The sequence below is a fragment of the Winogradskya humida genome (assembly GCF_016862215.1).
GTDB classification, from domain to species: domain Bacteria; phylum Actinomycetota; class Actinomycetes; order Mycobacteriales; family Micromonosporaceae; genus Actinoplanes; species Actinoplanes humidus.
Map to the genome: position 1 here is coordinate 1 of NZ_BOMN01000053.1, position 13,668 is coordinate 13,668.

Below are 13,668 nucleotides of genomic sequence, written 5' to 3' on the forward strand. Positions count from 1 at the left end.
CACCGCTCCAAGTCGCACCGGGCTGTTCGGGCGCGATAAGGGGGCTGGCCTAAGTGTTTGCCCCCGGGAGGTCAGTGTCTTCCCTGGATTCCTCTTGGGTAACGCAGGGTAAGGCCGCGACTACGAATGTCCTGCGCGGCGGAGCAATAGTGTGCGCTTGCTGGCCGACGCCGCATGAAGTTGCTCTGCGATGCAGGTCGACGCAACATCGAGTCTTGAGTGATAACACATCACTTTTGCCAGGATCACCCTGCGCTTACGGGACCTTACGGATGGGCTTCATTACGGCGCCCCCGAAGTGGTGCGGTCGCAAGGAGCGGTCGACCTATCGGTCCGGTAGCGGTAGTCCGATCCGGAGGCGCCAAATCGCTCTAGTCCATCGCTCAAGTCCATCGCTCAAACCTGCCCGCAGGGCCATCGCTCAGGCCATCCCGCACGACGGCCCACAGGGTGGTCGCGCAGAGCAGCCCTTAAGAAGCGCCTGCCCCTGAGAGTGAGCGCCTGCCCCTGAGGAGTGAGCCGCCTGCCCTGTGAGCCGCCTGCCCTGTGAGTGGCCTGGCCTATGAACGGACTGCCCAGTGGGTGGCCTGCCCTGTGAACGGCCTGCCATGAGAGCGCCCGGCCCCAGAGCCGGTCAGATCCAGCGGCCGCCGAGCCACATTCGGGCTGACCAGTCGTCGTAGGGGATGAGCTGGCCTACGAAGATCGGATAGAAGTAGGCGAAGCAGAGGGCTACGAGGAGGACGTAGACGCCGGCGACGATGGTGCCCACGAGTTGTCTGTCCGTTCGGCCGGAGCCGGCGAGCATGCCTGATGGTGGGGTCATGATGGCGCCCAGGGCGTAGACGACCGCGAGGATGAGGAAGGGCAGGGCGGGGAGGGCGTAGAACGAGAACATCGTTCGGCCGTCGGCCACTGCGAAGTAGAACCAAGGTAGTAAGCCTGCGACGACGCCGGTGCCGATGGCGAAGGCTCGCCAGTCGCGGCGGGCGATGCCGAACCATACGAGGGCTGCCAGGGCCGGCAGGAAGGACCACCACAGTAGCGGGGTGCCCAGGAGGAGGACCTCGGCGGCGCAGCTGGGGGCTCCGCAGTTGCCGTTGCCGTTCCAGTAGAAGGCGACGGGGCGGCCAAGGAGGAGCCACTGCCAGGGCCAGGACTGGTAGACGTGGCGGTCGGTGAGGCCGCTGTGGAAGTTGTAGGCCTCGTGGTGGTAGTGCATGAGGTTGAGGAGGGCGCCCAGGATCGGGGGCTCGCTGAGGCCGTTGGCTTCGCGGTAGTGGCGGAAGTAGCCGTCGTTGGTGACGAACCAGCCGGTCCAGGTGGCGAGGTAGAAGATGATCGACAGGACGAAGCTGAGGATCAGGTAGCCGAGATCGCCCAGCAGGCCGAAGACGACCGGGCGGCGTACTCCTGCGGAGCGGCGGGCCTGGATGCGCCAGACGACCACGAGCAGGCCGAAGAACGGGGCGAAGAAGAGCGCGCTCCATTTTACGCCGCAGGCCAGGCCGAAGGTGATGCCCGCGATCATCAGCCACCAGGGGAAGATGCGGGGCTGGCTGTGGGTGGTGGCCGGGTCGAAGCCGTCTTCCAGGCGATTCAACCAGCGGCGACGGTAGTGGTCGCGGTCGAGCACCAGGGCGGCGAAGGTCATGAGGATGAACAGGCCGAGGAAGATGTCCAGCAGCGAGGTGCGGGAGAGCACGAGCTGGAAGCCGTCGAGCGTCATCAGCAGGCCCGCGGTGCCGGCCAGCACGATCGAGTGGAACAGCCGGTAGGCGACCCGGATCAGGATCAGGATCATCAGGGTGCCGGCGATCGCCGCGGGCAGGCGCCAGCCCAGCTCGTTGTTGCCGTAGGCCTTCTCGCCGAGGGCGATCAGCCATTTACCCAAGGGCGGATGCACTACGTACGCGGGCCCGTTGCTCTTCTCGTCCCACTCGACGCCGTGCTGGAGCATGTCCCAGGCGTCGGTCGGGTAGTACACCTCGTCGAAGATGTAGCTCTTCGGGTGGGTGATGCCGACCAGCCGCAGCACCGCCGCGATCGCCACGATGATCACCGTGACCAACCACGAGTACGGGTTCAGCCAGTTCTCGAGCGTGGCGAGGCGGCGCCGCACCGCGTCGGGGACGCCGCGCACGCCGACGGCCGCCGGCGCCTCCGGGGTCTCGTCGGCGGGCGGCGGGCTCGTGGTGTCAGTCTCAGCTGTCGCCGAAGTCACCACGCGATCGTAGGCCGTTCGTCCAGCCCGGTGCCCGGGACGCCCACGTGTACGGCGTGTGATGAACTCGGCGCGTGGAAGATGGCGTGCAGGAGAGCGGTACGGGCCGGGTCGTGCTGGTCGGTGCCCCGCTGGGCAACACCGGGGACGCCTCCACCCGGCTGCGCGAGGTTCTGACGACGGCGGACGTGGTGGCGGCCGAGGACACCCGGCGGCTGATCCGGCTGGCCCGGGATCTCGGGATCACCGTCAACGGCCGGATCACGTCGTATTTCGAGGGCAACGAGGAGCGGCGTACGCCCGATCTCGTCGACGCCCTGCGTGGCGGCGCGGTTGTGGCCGTTGTCACGGACGGCGGCATGCCGAGCGTCTCCGACCCGGGGTATCGCCTGGTCCGGGCAGCACTCGACGCCGGTTTCCCGGTGACCTCGGCGCCCGGCCCGAGTGCGGTGACCACGGCGCTGGCCCTGTCCGGCCTGCCCAGCGACCGGTTCTGCTTCGAGGGGTTCCTGCCGCGCACCGGGTCGCACCGGCGGTCCCGCCTGCGTGAGCTCGCCGCCGAGCCCCGCACGCTGGTCTTCTTCGAGGCCCCGCACCGCATCACCGCGTCGTTGCAGGACTTCGCGAGTGTCTTCGGCGCCGACCGGGAAGCCGCGGTGTGCCGGGAGCTGACCAAGACGTACGAGGAGATCCGCCGCGGGCCCCTCGGTGAGCTGGCCGTCTGGTCGGCCGAGAACGAGCCGCGTGGCGAGATCACGGTCGTGGTCGCCGGTGCGCCGGCCGGGCCCGCCGAGCGTCCCGCCGACGAGGACCTGCGTGCGGCGGTCGCCGAGCGGGAGGCCGGCGGCGCCACCAGGCGGGACGCCATCCAGGCCGTCGCCGACGCCTACGGCCTGCGCAAACGCGAGGTCTACGCCCTGGTCCACGCCCAATAGGCGGCGGCCGAAAAGCACGCCCAGCAGGCCGCGGCCGAAAAGCACGTCCAGCAGGCCGCGGCTGAGAAGCACGCCCAGCAGGCCGCGGCCGAAAGCGCTGAGAAGCACGCTCAGTAGGTCGCGATGAGGAAGCCGGCGAGCAGCAGCAACGGCCCGGTGAGGCTGAGCAGCACCGCGCCGCGCCGGGCCTGGGCGGTCTCCAGTCGCCGGGCGCCGGTCAGCGCGGCGATGCCGAGCCCGCAGAGCATCACCAGCAGGAACGCGAGGGTCCAGCGCAGGTGGACCAGCAGGCTCGTCTCGCCGACGTACGCCTGCCGGCTGGTCATGCTCACCATCCGGGCCTGTCCGACGGAGCCGACGGTCCGCTGGCCTGCCTTCACGCCGAGCAGGGCGATGTTCTCGGCCTTGTAGGACCCGTTGGCGGCGGTGAAGGAGCCGGTGCACCGCTGGGTGACGCCCGATCCGGTGCACTGGGAGACCGTGGCGGTGCCTTCGCGGCCGTGCCCGACCGCGAGCCAGAACGGTTCGGCGCTGACCCAGGAGAAGAACGCGGCGACGAGTGCGAGCGCCAGCAGGGCGACGAGTCCGCTGACGGGGTGGCGGGGATCACGTGGTGGGCGCTTCGGAGGGCGTCCCGCGCCGAGCTTCTCCCGGGTCTCGGCGGGCGGCCACGCCGCATTGGCGGCGCGCTCCTCCTCGGTGCGCCAGAACGGCGAGGTCTCCAGCAGGGCGGCGGTGCGCTCTGCGCGTACCCGATCCTGAAGGGCCCGGTCGGCACGGGCCCGGTCCTCCCTCGCCCGGCCGAGCCGCGACCGGGCCGGTGGTTTGGGCAGGGCCACGGTGGGCCGGTTGCGGTCCTGCTCAGGCACAATCAATTCCTCGGGTACGCCCGGAGCAACGGTCTCGCCCTCCAGGGTCATCGGACCACCCGGCCGGGCACCGGACGGGGCAACGGGCGCCTGGACAACGGGCGGCCGGATCGGGTCGTCGAGCGGGAGCGCGGCGAGCAGGTCGACGATCGTGGGCTCGTGATCCGGGTCGATCGGGGCTGCCTCGGGTACGGGTCTCGATGCGTACGCCGTACTCGTGCCCTGAGGGTTGAAGCGCTCGTTGCCCACCTGGTCGTGCGCCTGCTCGACGCCCTCGGTCTCGGTCTTCCGCGCCCGTTCCCGCTTCCGCGCGGGCTTCGGCGGGGCGATTTTCGGTGGGGCCTCGCCGGTCAGCGCGGTGGTCGTGTCCTGCATGCCGGCCTCGTGCGCCGTCGCGGCCTCGCCCGTGTGCTCTGCCTGCTTCGGCGCTTCCAGCGTCTCGGCCGCCCCGCGCCGTGACCGGCTCCGCGTGGTTTCCTGCGGGCCGAGGTCGCCGGACCACCAGGTGCCGGTTCCTCGATCCGTCCAGGTCCACGGCTCGCCCTCGTGGCGTGGCGTTTGCCCAGGCTGGGGTGCGTCTCCGGTCATGTGTCCCATTGGACTACGGGTCGGGTCGGCAAAATGGCAGATAAGCCAGGTGTCGGTCAAAAGGGGTGTTGTCCAGTCCGTTCGCGCTATCCGGGGCGGGGTCACTACGCTTGTTATTCATGAGTCACGTTCTAGCCGCGGTTGCCTGGCCCTACGCCAACGGACCGCGTCACATCGGTCATGTCTCCGGCTTCGGGGTGCCCTCCGACGTTTTCAGCCGGTACATGCGGATGTCCGGCCACGACGTACTCATGGTCTCGGGCACCGACGAGCACGGCACCCCGATCCAGGTCCAGGCCGACGCCGAGGGGGTCACGCCGCGCGAGCTGGCCGACCGCTACAACCGGGTCATCGTCGAAGACCTGCACGGGCTCGGCCTGTCATACGACCTTTTCACCCGGACCACGACGCGTAACCACTACTCGGTCGTGCAGGAGCTCTTCAAGGGCCTGCACGACAACGGCTACATCATCGCCAAGACCACGCTGGGGGCGATCTCGCCGTCGACCGGGCGCACCCTGCCCGACCGCTACATCGAGGGCACCTGCCCGATCTGCGGGTACGGCAGCGCCCGCGGCGACCAGTGCGACAACTGCGGCAACCAGCTCGACCCCGAGCAGCTGATCAACCCGAAGTCGCGGATCAACGGCGAGGTCCCGGAGTTCGTCGAGACCGAGCACTTCTTCCTCGACCTGCCCGCGTTCGCCGAGGCGCTGGGCAAGTGGCTCGACACCCGCGACGACTGGCGCCCCAACGTCCTGAAGTTCTCCAAGAACCTGGTGGAGGACCTGCAGCCCCGGGCGATCACCCGCGACCTCGAGTGGGGCGTCCCGATCCCCCTGGAGGGCTGGGAGGACCGCAACGACAAGCGCATCTACGTGTGGTTCGACGCGGTCATCGGTTACCTGTCGGCGTCCATCGAGTGGGCTCGGCGCTCCGGGGACCCCGAGGCCTGGCGCAAGTGGTGGCAGGATTCCGACGCGCTCGGTTACTACTTCATGGGCAAGGACAACATCGTCTTCCACTCGGTGATCTGGCCGTCGCTGCTGCTCGGTTACTCGGGTGAGGGCGACAAGGGTGGCAAGCCGGGCTCGCTGGGCGCGCTCAACCTGCCCACCGAGGTGGTTTCCAGCGAGTATCTGACGATGGAGGGCCGCAAGTTCTCCTCGTCGCGCAAGGTCGTCATCTACGTCCGCGACTTCCTCGAGCGTTACGACGCCGACGCGCTGCGGTATTTCATCGCCGCCGCCGGCCCGGAGTCCAACGACACCGACTTCACCTGGGCCGAGTTCGTCCGGCGCAACAACGACGAGCTGGTGGCCGGCTGGGGCAACCTGGTCAACCGGTCGGTCTCGATGGCGGCCAAGAACTTCGGCGCCGTCCCCGAGGCCGGTGAGCTGACCGAGGATGACAAGGCGCTGCTCGACGTCGCTCGCAAGGGCTTCGACACCGTCGGCGAGCTGCTCGGCAAGCACCGGCAGAAGGCGGCGATCGGCGAGGCCATGCGCGTGGTGGCCGAGGCCAACAAGTACCTCTCCGACCAGGCGCCCTGGAAGCTCAAGGACGAGGCCACCAAGCCCCGGATGGGCACCGTCCTGCACGTGGCGCTCCAGGTCATCAGCGATGCCAACACGCTGCTGACGCCGTTCCTGCCGCACTCCGCGCAGAAGGTCTTCGAGCTGCTCGGCGGGGTCGGGGTGCACGCGCCGATGCCGTCGATCGTGGAGGTCGAGGACCTCGACGGCGGACCGTCCTATCCGGTGCTCACCGGCGACTACACGGTGGGCGCCAAGTGGGACTCGGTGCCACTGGTGGCGGGCACGCCGCTCGCCACGCCGACGCCGATTTTCCGCAAGCTCGACGTCTCGGTGATCGAGGAAGAGCTGGAGCGCCTCGCCTCCTGACACATTTATGCAGGTCAGCCCGTCGTGTGTATTCTCACGGCGGGCTTTCCTCAATTTTGGCTGGGAATCGGATTGATCAGGCTGGCTGCCGTCGGGTACTTTCATGCCCGACCACGGGGGAAACGCTTGCGTTTCATCGGTACGGCGCCGTTCTATCGTTGCGGCCCGTGCCGTATCGACATGTCTCCTTCGTCAGGGTCACCCCCCTCAAAGGAGTTTCCTTGAACGCACGCCTCAAGCGGCCGATCCTGGCCGTTGTTGTCAGCAGTGCCCTGCTGGCCGGCGGCGCTTTCGCCGCCTCGCCGGCCCTCGCCTCCGACTCCGGCCGTTCCGCCACCGCTGACGCGGGTGCGGTCCTGGCCGACGAGCCGACCCCGGACCCGTCCGAGACGACTCCGACCCCGGAGCCCTCCGAGACGACCCCGGCTCCGGACCCCTCGGAGACGACCTCGGCTCCCGAGCCCTCCGACACGCCCACCACCTCGGCGCCGGAGCCCTCCGACACCCCCACCACCTCGGACCCCGAGCCGTCGGGGACCACCACTCCGCCGGTGGAGCCGAGCAGCCCGCCGACCTCGACGCCGCCGGTGCCCGACACCATCAAGCCGACGGGCAAGTTCTCGCTCAACACGACCTCGCTGTGGGTGGGCCAGAAGGTCACCTTCACCCAGGGCGCGGTTACCGACAACGGCCCGGTCACCGAGGTCACCCGCGTGGTGAGCTGGGGCGACGGCACGTCGACGACGCTGAAGGCCACGGGCCAGGCGCCGGTCAACAAGCAGTACACCCGCAACGGCAAGTTCACGATCACGCTGACGGTCACGGACAAGGCCAAGAACTCCAGCAAGACCAGCAGCGTCCTGAACGTGACCGTGCCGGGCAAGTTCAAGATCAGCAAGTACAGCATCTGGCCCGGTGAGCGCGTCACCACCACGTTCAGCAGCGTCCCCGCCGGCACCACGCGGATCCGCTTCGACAACGGTGACGGCTACGTCCAGGAGATCAAGCCGAAGAACCAGGCGATCAAGGTCTTCTACTACCACCGCAAGAACGGCGGCCTGATCAAGGGCAAGGTCACCCTGCGGGCCACGTTCTACAACAAGTTCGGCGCGTCCTCCGCGGTCTACGTCGGTGTGGTCAACGTCAAGACCGACTCGTGGAAGCCCGTCGTCTCGGTCAAGAAGCCGAAGAACCCCACGAAGATCAAGTCGTGGAAGACCGTCACCGGCACGGTGTCGGACAAGGGCTCCGGCGCACCTTACGTGTACGTCTGGGTCACGCGGATCAACGGCAGCGCCGTCTACTGCTACACCCCGGCGAAGAAGTGGAAGCGCGTCTACTCGGAGGAGCAGTACAACAACTGCGCCCCGGTCGCCATCACTCCTTCCAAGGGCAAGTGGTCGCTGAAGATCAACGGCCTCGGCAAGGGCACGGTCTACGTCGACGCTCGCGCGTGGGACTGGGCCGACAACGCCAGCAAGTGGGCCTCGATCCAGTCGAAGGTCAAGTAACCGAACAGGAAAGCCCCGGTCTGCGTACGCGGACCGGGGCTTCTTGCTGTCCGGATCAGATGACGTACGGCAACTCGGCGATGTGGTGATCGGCGAGCTCCCGGACCGGGGCCCACACCTCGTAGACGCCGCGTTCGTAGCAGCGGGCGCCGACCTTGTTGATGGAGTCGGAGTCCGGGCGTACCAGTCGCAGGCGGGCCCAGGTCTCGTCGCGTTGCAGGACCCAGACCGGCACGTCACGCCACAGTGCCTGCTCGGCCCGCCGGGACAGCGTCTCGACCTGGTAGCGCGCGGCCCGGGTGAGCGCCCGGACCCGGAACTCCTCGGGCGGGTCCGCGACGGCCTGGTATTCCTGATCCTTTATGCGCCCGACGAGCCGCGCCGAGCCGGCATCGGTGCAGGGCACGTACTCGCGGTCCGGGCTGACCCCGGGGATCCCCTCCAGCAGGTGCCGCCATCGCGGTCCGGCCAGCCGCAGCCACCCGTGCTGCTCCGGCTGGTACGTGTAGAGCACCACCTCGTCGCCGGTCCCCGGATATGCCAGGAGCTGGGCGTTCGCGGGCATCGGCAGGTCGGCGAAGCCCGCGGTGACGAACTCCGGGATGAGGTCGTCGGTGCTGGGCGTGAAACCGGTGCCCAGCACCATCGAGCCGATCCGGGAGTGCGCGGGCACGGCGGGGAGCCCGGCCTGGACGCGGCCCATCGGGATCTCGAAGTCGATCGGGTCGGTGGCGCGCCAGCGCAGGGCGAAGGTCACGCCGTCGTCCGGGGCGCCGTCGGTGCGCAGGAAGGCGAGCTCGGCAGGGGTGCGCAGGTGGGCGATGTCGCAGGCGCGGTAACAGAAGCCGTAGGGAAGCCAGCCGGCGAGGTGCCCGGCGAGCTGGGCCGCGGAGAGCACCTTGACCATGCGGGTGCCGCGGACCACGGCCGCGGTCGCGCGGATGCCCTGCAGCAGGGAATCCTGATGATGGCCGAACGACTGGCTCATCTCCTGGACCCGGCCCCACGTGAGGTCGCGTCGCAGGGGCGCCATCAGGGCAGGCTCTAGAGGGTCGGTGCCGACTTCGGATTCCTCACCGGTCACGGTCACTCGCAGCAACCTAGGGGTCGCGGGTAGACGTAGGGTGAACGGGAGGTTACTCAGGCTTGCCGTGAAAAAAGTCTCGCGAGGTCATGTGTGATGCTGGTCCGCGATGAACAGCAACCCGCCCACCGAGAATCGCAAGCAGCGTGAGGCCCGTCGCCGGGGCGAGTTCCCGCCGCCGCCGGAGCCGCTGGCCGTCCCGGTCTTCGACAGCCACACCCATCTCGACATCACCGTGCACGAAGCCGGGATGCCAGCTGACAACGATCCCGTCGAGGCCCTCATCTCCGCCGCCGCGAAGGTCGGCGTCGACCGGCTGGTGCAGGTCGGCGTCGATCTCGACTCGTCACGGTGGGGCGCGGAGCTGGCCGCCCGGCACCCCAGCGTGCTCGCCGCCGTCGCCCTGCACCCCAACGAGGCACCGCGACTCGACGACCTCGACGAGGCGTTGCGGCAGATCGAGGCCCTGGCTGCCCTGCCACGCGTACGCGGCCTGGGCGAAACCGGCCTCGACACGTTCCGTACCAGCGAGGAGGGCCGGGCCGCGCAGGAGCAGAGCTTCCGCGCCCACATCGCCATCGCCAAGCGCTACGCGAAGCCGCTGATCATCCACGACCGCGAAGCCCACCAGGACGTGCTGCGGGTCCTCGACGAGGAAGGCGCCCCGGACGCCGTGGTGCTGCACTGCTTCTCGGGCGACGCCGACTTCGCTGCCGAGTGTGTCCGCAGGGGATTCCTGCTGAGCTTCGCCGGCACGATGACGTTCAAGAACGCGGGCTACCTGCGCGAGGCCGCCGCGCTGACACCGCCGTCGCAGATGCTGGTCGAGACGGACGCGCCGTACCTGACGCCGATGCCCTACCGCGGGCGACCCAACGCTTCCTACCTGATCCCGGTCACGGTGCGGGCGCTCGCCGAGACCACCGGCCAGGACCTCGACACCCTCTGCGCGGCGATCTCGGCCAACGGCGAGCGCGTATTCGGGCCCTGGAGCTAGCTCTTCAATCGAGCGGGTACGCCGCGCAGTCCAGTTGCTCGCCGAGGCCGCCGAGGAGCTTGGCGAAGCTCGTCGGCGCGGAGTTGATCGGGCCGCGGGAGACGAAGCGGACCGCCCAGCGGTTACCCGTGGCGATGTTGAGGATGCGATGGACGACCAGGGCGCCGCGCTCGTCCGGCTCGACGCCGGTGACGCCCCTGTACCACCATTCGCCCTGCTGGGAGATCGAACGGGCGGCGCGGTCGACGACCACGGTGAGGGTGCTGCCGTCGCGGGTGACGGTGAACTCGTCGCCCTTCGCGGGCTTCGCCGCGCCGGTCGCCGCGATCGGTGACCGCCCGCCCGGCCGCGCGTCGAGCAGCACGGCGGCAACCTCGTCCGGTGTCGCTTCGACCACGCCTCGCAGCTGCAGCAGCTCCGTCATGCCCATCGTTGTACTCCCTCGGCACCACCGCCGCTGCCCCGTGACCGACCGTCACGCCTGCGGGCACGTCCCCGCGCCGCACTGCGTAGGCTGTGACGTCATGGCTGACGCACTCCTCGGCCCGGCGGAGATCCGGGAACTGGCGGGCCGGCTCGGGGTGGCGCCGACGAAGAAGCTCGGCCAGAACTTCGTGCACGACCCCAACACCGTGCGGCGCATCGTCACCGCGGCCGGGCTCACCCCCGACGACGTGGTGCTCGAGGTCGGCCCCGGTCTCGGCTCCCTCACCCTGGGCCTGCTCGGCACCGCCGCCCACGTCCACGCCGTCGAGCTCGACCCGGTCCTGGCCGCGGCCCTCCCCGAGACGGTCACCACCCGTGCCGACGTCACGAAACTGACCGTGCACGCGGGCGACGCACTCAAAGTCACCGCGGGCCAGCTCACGCCGCCGCCGACCATGCTCGTGGCGAACCTCCCGTACAACGTCGCGGTCCCCGTGGTCCTGCACCTGCTCAGCGTGCTGCCCACGCTGCGCGGCGGCCTCGTCATGGTGCAGAAGGAGGTCGCCGACCGGCTGGTCGCGGGCCCCGGCTCCAAGATCTACGGCGTCCCCTCGGTCAAACTCGCCTGGTACGCCGACTCGCGCGCCGCGGGCCGCGTACCCCCCGCGGTCTTCTGGCCCGTCCCCAACGTCGACTCCGGCCTGGTCCACTTCTCCCGCCACGCCACCCCCGTCGCCGAAGTCTCCCGCGCCCTGGTCTTCCGCATCATCGACGCAGCCTTCGCCCAGCGCCGCAAAACCCTCCGCGCGGCCCTCGCCGGCTGGGCAGGCGGCGCGGACAACGCCGAAAAGATCCTGCTCGCGGCGGACATCAGCCCCCAGACCCGAGGCGAAGCCCTCACCATCACCGAATTCGCCGCCATCGCCACAGCCGCCATCGCCCTCGGCCACGGTGCCAAAACCAGCCCCGCCGCCCGACACCACGAGGACGCGGACTCCTGAGCGCGGCCCATTCGATCGAGGACATCCTCAATCTCCCGGACAAGGCCCCCCGCACCGAGCTCCGTGCGGGGGTAATGGTCGCGATCCCCAGGCCCGTCGTCGGTCATCAGTACATCTGCACGGCACTCTGGGCCTGGTTCTGGCAGCACGCACCGGAGACGCTGAGGCCGACCACCGGCATCGGTGTTGAGATGAGTCCGCAGGACACACTGGAGCCGGACGTTCTTCTGCTGCGCCGTCCCGTCGAGCAGCAGAATCTTTACTTCCCGCCCTCGCAGGTCGTCGTCGCTGCAGAGGTTGTGTCGCCGGGCACGGAGCGGCGTGACCGGGTCGAGAAGCCCGCGGAGTACGCGGCGGCCGGCATTCCGCATTTCTGGCGGATCGAGCAGGATCCGCTTCGGGTCTTTGCCTACGACCTGGTGGACGGCCGGTACGAGCTGGTCGGCGAGTCGGAGGGGGAGTTGGTGCTGAGCGTGCCCTTCGCGATCAGGCTTCCGGTTCAGGAACTTGTTGCGTGACGGAGGCTTGGGGGTCGGGTCGTTGCGGCCTCGGCGGTAAGCTCAGCGCGACTGGCAGGCAGCGCGAGGAGGTGGACTCATGACGGCAGAAGCGACAGGCCCCGCCATCTGGGCACCGGACCCGGCTCGGCAGCGGATGAAGGCGTACACCGTCGAGGATGTGCTGAGGCTGCCGGAGGACGCGCCTCGAACGGAGATCTGGGACGGAGTTCTGGCTGTGGTTCCCTCGCCCTCGGGCGGTCATCAGAAGATCAATCTTCGGCTGGCAAGCTGGCTGGAGCGGCATGCGCCGGACGATCTCGAGGCGCTGATGGCGATCGGTGTCATCATCAACCACAGGAAGACGCTCGAGCCCGATGTCGCGCTGCTGCGCAAGCCGGTGGACTTCGACCATCACTATTACGAGGCGTCCCAGGTGGTGCTCGCGGTGGAGATCGTGTCCCCGAGCACGCGGCGGCGTGACCGGATGGAGAAACCGGGGCTGTATGCCGGCGCCGGCATTCCGCATTTCTGGCGGGTCGAGCAGAACCCGCTGCGGATTTTCGCGTACGACCTCGTCGGCGGTGCCTACCAGGCGGCGGATGACGCGGCCGCGAATGCGGAGCTGGTGCTGACGGCGCCGTTCGAGATGAAGCTTCCTGTTCGGGAAATTACTCCGTGACGGAGGCTTGGGGGCCGGACGACGACAAGCCGCGCCGGTTCGCCGGACCGGTGAAGGTCCGGGTGCCTGCGAAGATCAATCTGCATCTGGGCGTGGGGCCGGTGCGGCCGGACGGGTTCCATGAGCTCAACACCGTCTATCACGCGATCAGCCTGTTCGATGAGCTGACCGCTCGGCCCGGGGACACTCTCACGCTGACCATGGAGGGTGAGGGCACCGGGGAGCTGGAGCTGGATGAGAGCAACCTGATCATCCGGGCGGCCCGGGCGCTGGCGCAGAAGGCGCGGGTGCCCGCTCATGCCCGCCTGCACCTGCGGAAGACGATTCCGCTGGCCGGGGGGCTTGCCGGCGGCAGTGCGGACGCCGCGGCGACGCTGCTGGCCTGTGATCTGCTCTGGGGCACCGGGTACGGCAAGGATGAGCTCGCGGAGATCGGGGCGGAGCTGGGCTCCGACATTCCGTTCCTGTTGCAGGGTGGCACGGCGCTGGGCACGGGGCACGGGGAGGCGGTCAGTCCGATTCTGGCCCGGCCGACCACATGGCACTGGGTGGTGGCGATCGCCGAGGGTGGGTTGTCGACGCCGGAGGTCTATCGGGAGCTGGACCGGATGCGGGAGAGCACCTGGTCGCCGGAGCCGCTGGAGAGCCCGGGGCAGCTGATGGCAGCGCTTCGCCAGCGCAGGCCGGAGGTGCTGGGCGCGGCGCTGGCCAATGACCTGCAGCCTGCGGCGTTGTCGTTGCGGCCGGCGTTGGCGGAGGTGCTCAAGGCGGGGTACGAAGCGGGTGCGCTGGCCGGGATCGTCTCCGGGTCGGGGCCTACCTGTGTCTTCCTGACCAGCGACGCCGCGCATGCCGAGAAGGTGGCCGCGGGGCTGCGGGACTCGGGTGTGTGCCGGGACGCCGTTGCCGCTCGTGGTCCGATGCCGGGCGCCCGGGCGGTCTGACCCGGC

At 69.2% G+C, this 13,668-nt stretch carries 12 protein-coding genes; 8 read left to right on the forward strand and 4 right to left on the reverse strand.

Annotated features, from left to right (window positions below; genetic code table 11):
• Nucleotides 1-634: 634 nt before the first annotated feature.
• Nucleotides 635-2,224 (reverse strand): dolichyl-phosphate-mannose--protein mannosyltransferase, encoded by a 1,590-nt coding sequence (locus Ahu01nite_RS20830; protein WP_438874802.1) that lies wholly within the window; start codon nucleotides 2,222-2,224, stop codon nucleotides 635-637.
• Nucleotides 2,225-2,298: 74 nt separating this feature from the next.
• Here Ahu01nite_RS20830 and rsmI point away from each other — a divergent pair, with 74 nt between their 5' ends.
• The gene (gene rsmI, locus Ahu01nite_RS20835) at nucleotides 2,299-3,159 is read left to right on the forward strand and encodes a 16S rRNA (cytidine(1402)-2'-O)-methyltransferase (RefSeq protein ID WP_438874803.1); all 861 of its coding nucleotides are present in this window, start codon (nucleotides 2,299-2,301) and stop codon (nucleotides 3,157-3,159) included.
• A 110-nt stretch (nucleotides 3,160-3,269) separates the two neighbouring features.
• Here the strand turns inward: rsmI and Ahu01nite_RS20840 are convergent, their stop codons facing one another.
• Nucleotides 3,270-4,616: a hypothetical protein gene (locus Ahu01nite_RS20840; RefSeq protein ID WP_203838250.1), complete on the reverse strand. Its 1,347-nt coding sequence runs from the start codon at nucleotides 4,614-4,616 to the stop codon at nucleotides 3,270-3,272.
• Nucleotides 4,617-4,735: 119 nt separating this feature from the next.
• Here Ahu01nite_RS20840 and metG point away from each other — a divergent pair, with 119 nt between their 5' ends.
• Complete coding sequence (gene metG / locus Ahu01nite_RS20845) at nucleotides 4,736-6,520, forward strand: methionine--tRNA ligase (RefSeq protein WP_203838251.1); 1,785 nt, start codon at nucleotides 4,736-4,738, stop codon at nucleotides 6,518-6,520.
• 221 nt (nucleotides 6,521-6,741) lie between these two features.
• On the forward strand, nucleotides 6,742-8,031 hold the full coding sequence (locus Ahu01nite_RS20850) for a PKD domain-containing protein (RefSeq protein ID WP_203838252.1): 1,290 nt from the start codon (nucleotides 6,742-6,744) through the stop codon (nucleotides 8,029-8,031).
• A 55-nt stretch (nucleotides 8,032-8,086) separates the two neighbouring features.
• Here the strand turns inward: Ahu01nite_RS20850 and Ahu01nite_RS20855 are convergent, their stop codons facing one another.
• Nucleotides 8,087-9,064, reverse strand: coding sequence for a hypothetical protein (locus tag Ahu01nite_RS20855; protein WP_239159016.1), 978 nt, complete (start codon nucleotides 9,062-9,064; stop codon nucleotides 8,087-8,089).
• A gap of 160 nt (nucleotides 9,065-9,224) precedes the next feature.
• On the opposite strand from Ahu01nite_RS20855, the gene Ahu01nite_RS20860 reads away from it, so the two are divergent.
• Nucleotides 9,225-10,112 (forward strand): TatD family hydrolase, encoded by an 888-nt coding sequence (locus Ahu01nite_RS20860; protein WP_203838254.1) that lies wholly within the window; start codon nucleotides 9,225-9,227, stop codon nucleotides 10,110-10,112.
• 4 nt (nucleotides 10,113-10,116) lie between these two features.
• Here Ahu01nite_RS20860 and Ahu01nite_RS20865 read toward each other — a convergent pair whose 3' ends face one another.
• Entirely contained in the window at nucleotides 10,117-10,536 is a 420-nt protein-coding gene (locus Ahu01nite_RS20865) for a hypothetical protein (protein WP_203838255.1), read from the reverse strand.
• A 100-nt stretch (nucleotides 10,537-10,636) separates the two neighbouring features.
• On the opposite strand from Ahu01nite_RS20865, the gene rsmA reads away from it, so the two are divergent.
• From rsmA to Ahu01nite_RS20885, 4 genes are all read left to right on the forward strand, one after another.
• Nucleotides 10,637-11,539 (forward strand): 16S rRNA (adenine(1518)-N(6)/adenine(1519)-N(6))-dimethyltransferase RsmA, encoded by a 903-nt coding sequence (rsmA, locus tag Ahu01nite_RS20870; RefSeq protein WP_203838256.1) that lies wholly within the window; start codon nucleotides 10,637-10,639, stop codon nucleotides 11,537-11,539.
• Nucleotides 11,540-11,562: 23 nt separating this feature from the next.
• Nucleotides 11,563-12,057 (forward strand): Uma2 family endonuclease, encoded by a 495-nt coding sequence (locus Ahu01nite_RS20875; RefSeq protein ID WP_275411770.1) that lies wholly within the window; start codon nucleotides 11,563-11,565, stop codon nucleotides 12,055-12,057.
• A 79-nt stretch (nucleotides 12,058-12,136) separates the two neighbouring features.
• Nucleotides 12,137-12,718: a Uma2 family endonuclease gene (locus Ahu01nite_RS20880; protein WP_203838257.1), complete on the forward strand. Its 582-nt coding sequence runs from the start codon at nucleotides 12,137-12,139 to the stop codon at nucleotides 12,716-12,718.
• Nucleotides 12,715-13,662: a 4-(cytidine 5'-diphospho)-2-C-methyl-D-erythritol kinase gene (locus Ahu01nite_RS20885; protein ID WP_203838258.1), complete on the forward strand. Its 948-nt coding sequence runs from the start codon at nucleotides 12,715-12,717 to the stop codon at nucleotides 13,660-13,662. Before Ahu01nite_RS20880 ends, Ahu01nite_RS20885 begins: the two co-directional genes overlap by 4 nt.
• The last annotated feature ends 6 nt before the right edge of the window (nucleotides 13,663-13,668 follow it).

Excerpts from the sequence above, each read along its gene's own strand:
- Ahu01nite_RS20840 (WP_203838250.1), bottom strand. The coding sequence starts at position 4,616 with ATGACCGGAGACGCACCCCAGCCTGGGCAAACGCCACGCCACGAGGGC.
- metG (WP_203838251.1), top strand. The coding sequence starts at position 4,736 with ATGAGTCACGTTCTAGCCGCGGTTGCCTGGCCCTACGCCAACGGACCG.
- Ahu01nite_RS20855 (WP_239159016.1), bottom strand. The coding sequence starts at position 9,064 with ATGGCGCCCCTGCGACGCGACCTCACGTGGGGCCGGGTCCAGGAGATG.
- Ahu01nite_RS20860 (WP_203838254.1), top strand. The coding sequence starts at position 9,225 with ATGAACAGCAACCCGCCCACCGAGAATCGCAAGCAGCGTGAGGCCCGT.
- Ahu01nite_RS20865 (WP_203838255.1), bottom strand. The coding sequence starts at position 10,536 with ATGACGGAGCTGCTGCAGCTGCGAGGCGTGGTCGAAGCGACACCGGAC.
- rsmA (WP_203838256.1), top strand. The coding sequence starts at position 10,637 with ATGGCTGACGCACTCCTCGGCCCGGCGGAGATCCGGGAACTGGCGGGC.
- Ahu01nite_RS20880 (WP_203838257.1), top strand. The coding sequence starts at position 12,137 with ATGACGGCAGAAGCGACAGGCCCCGCCATCTGGGCACCGGACCCGGCT.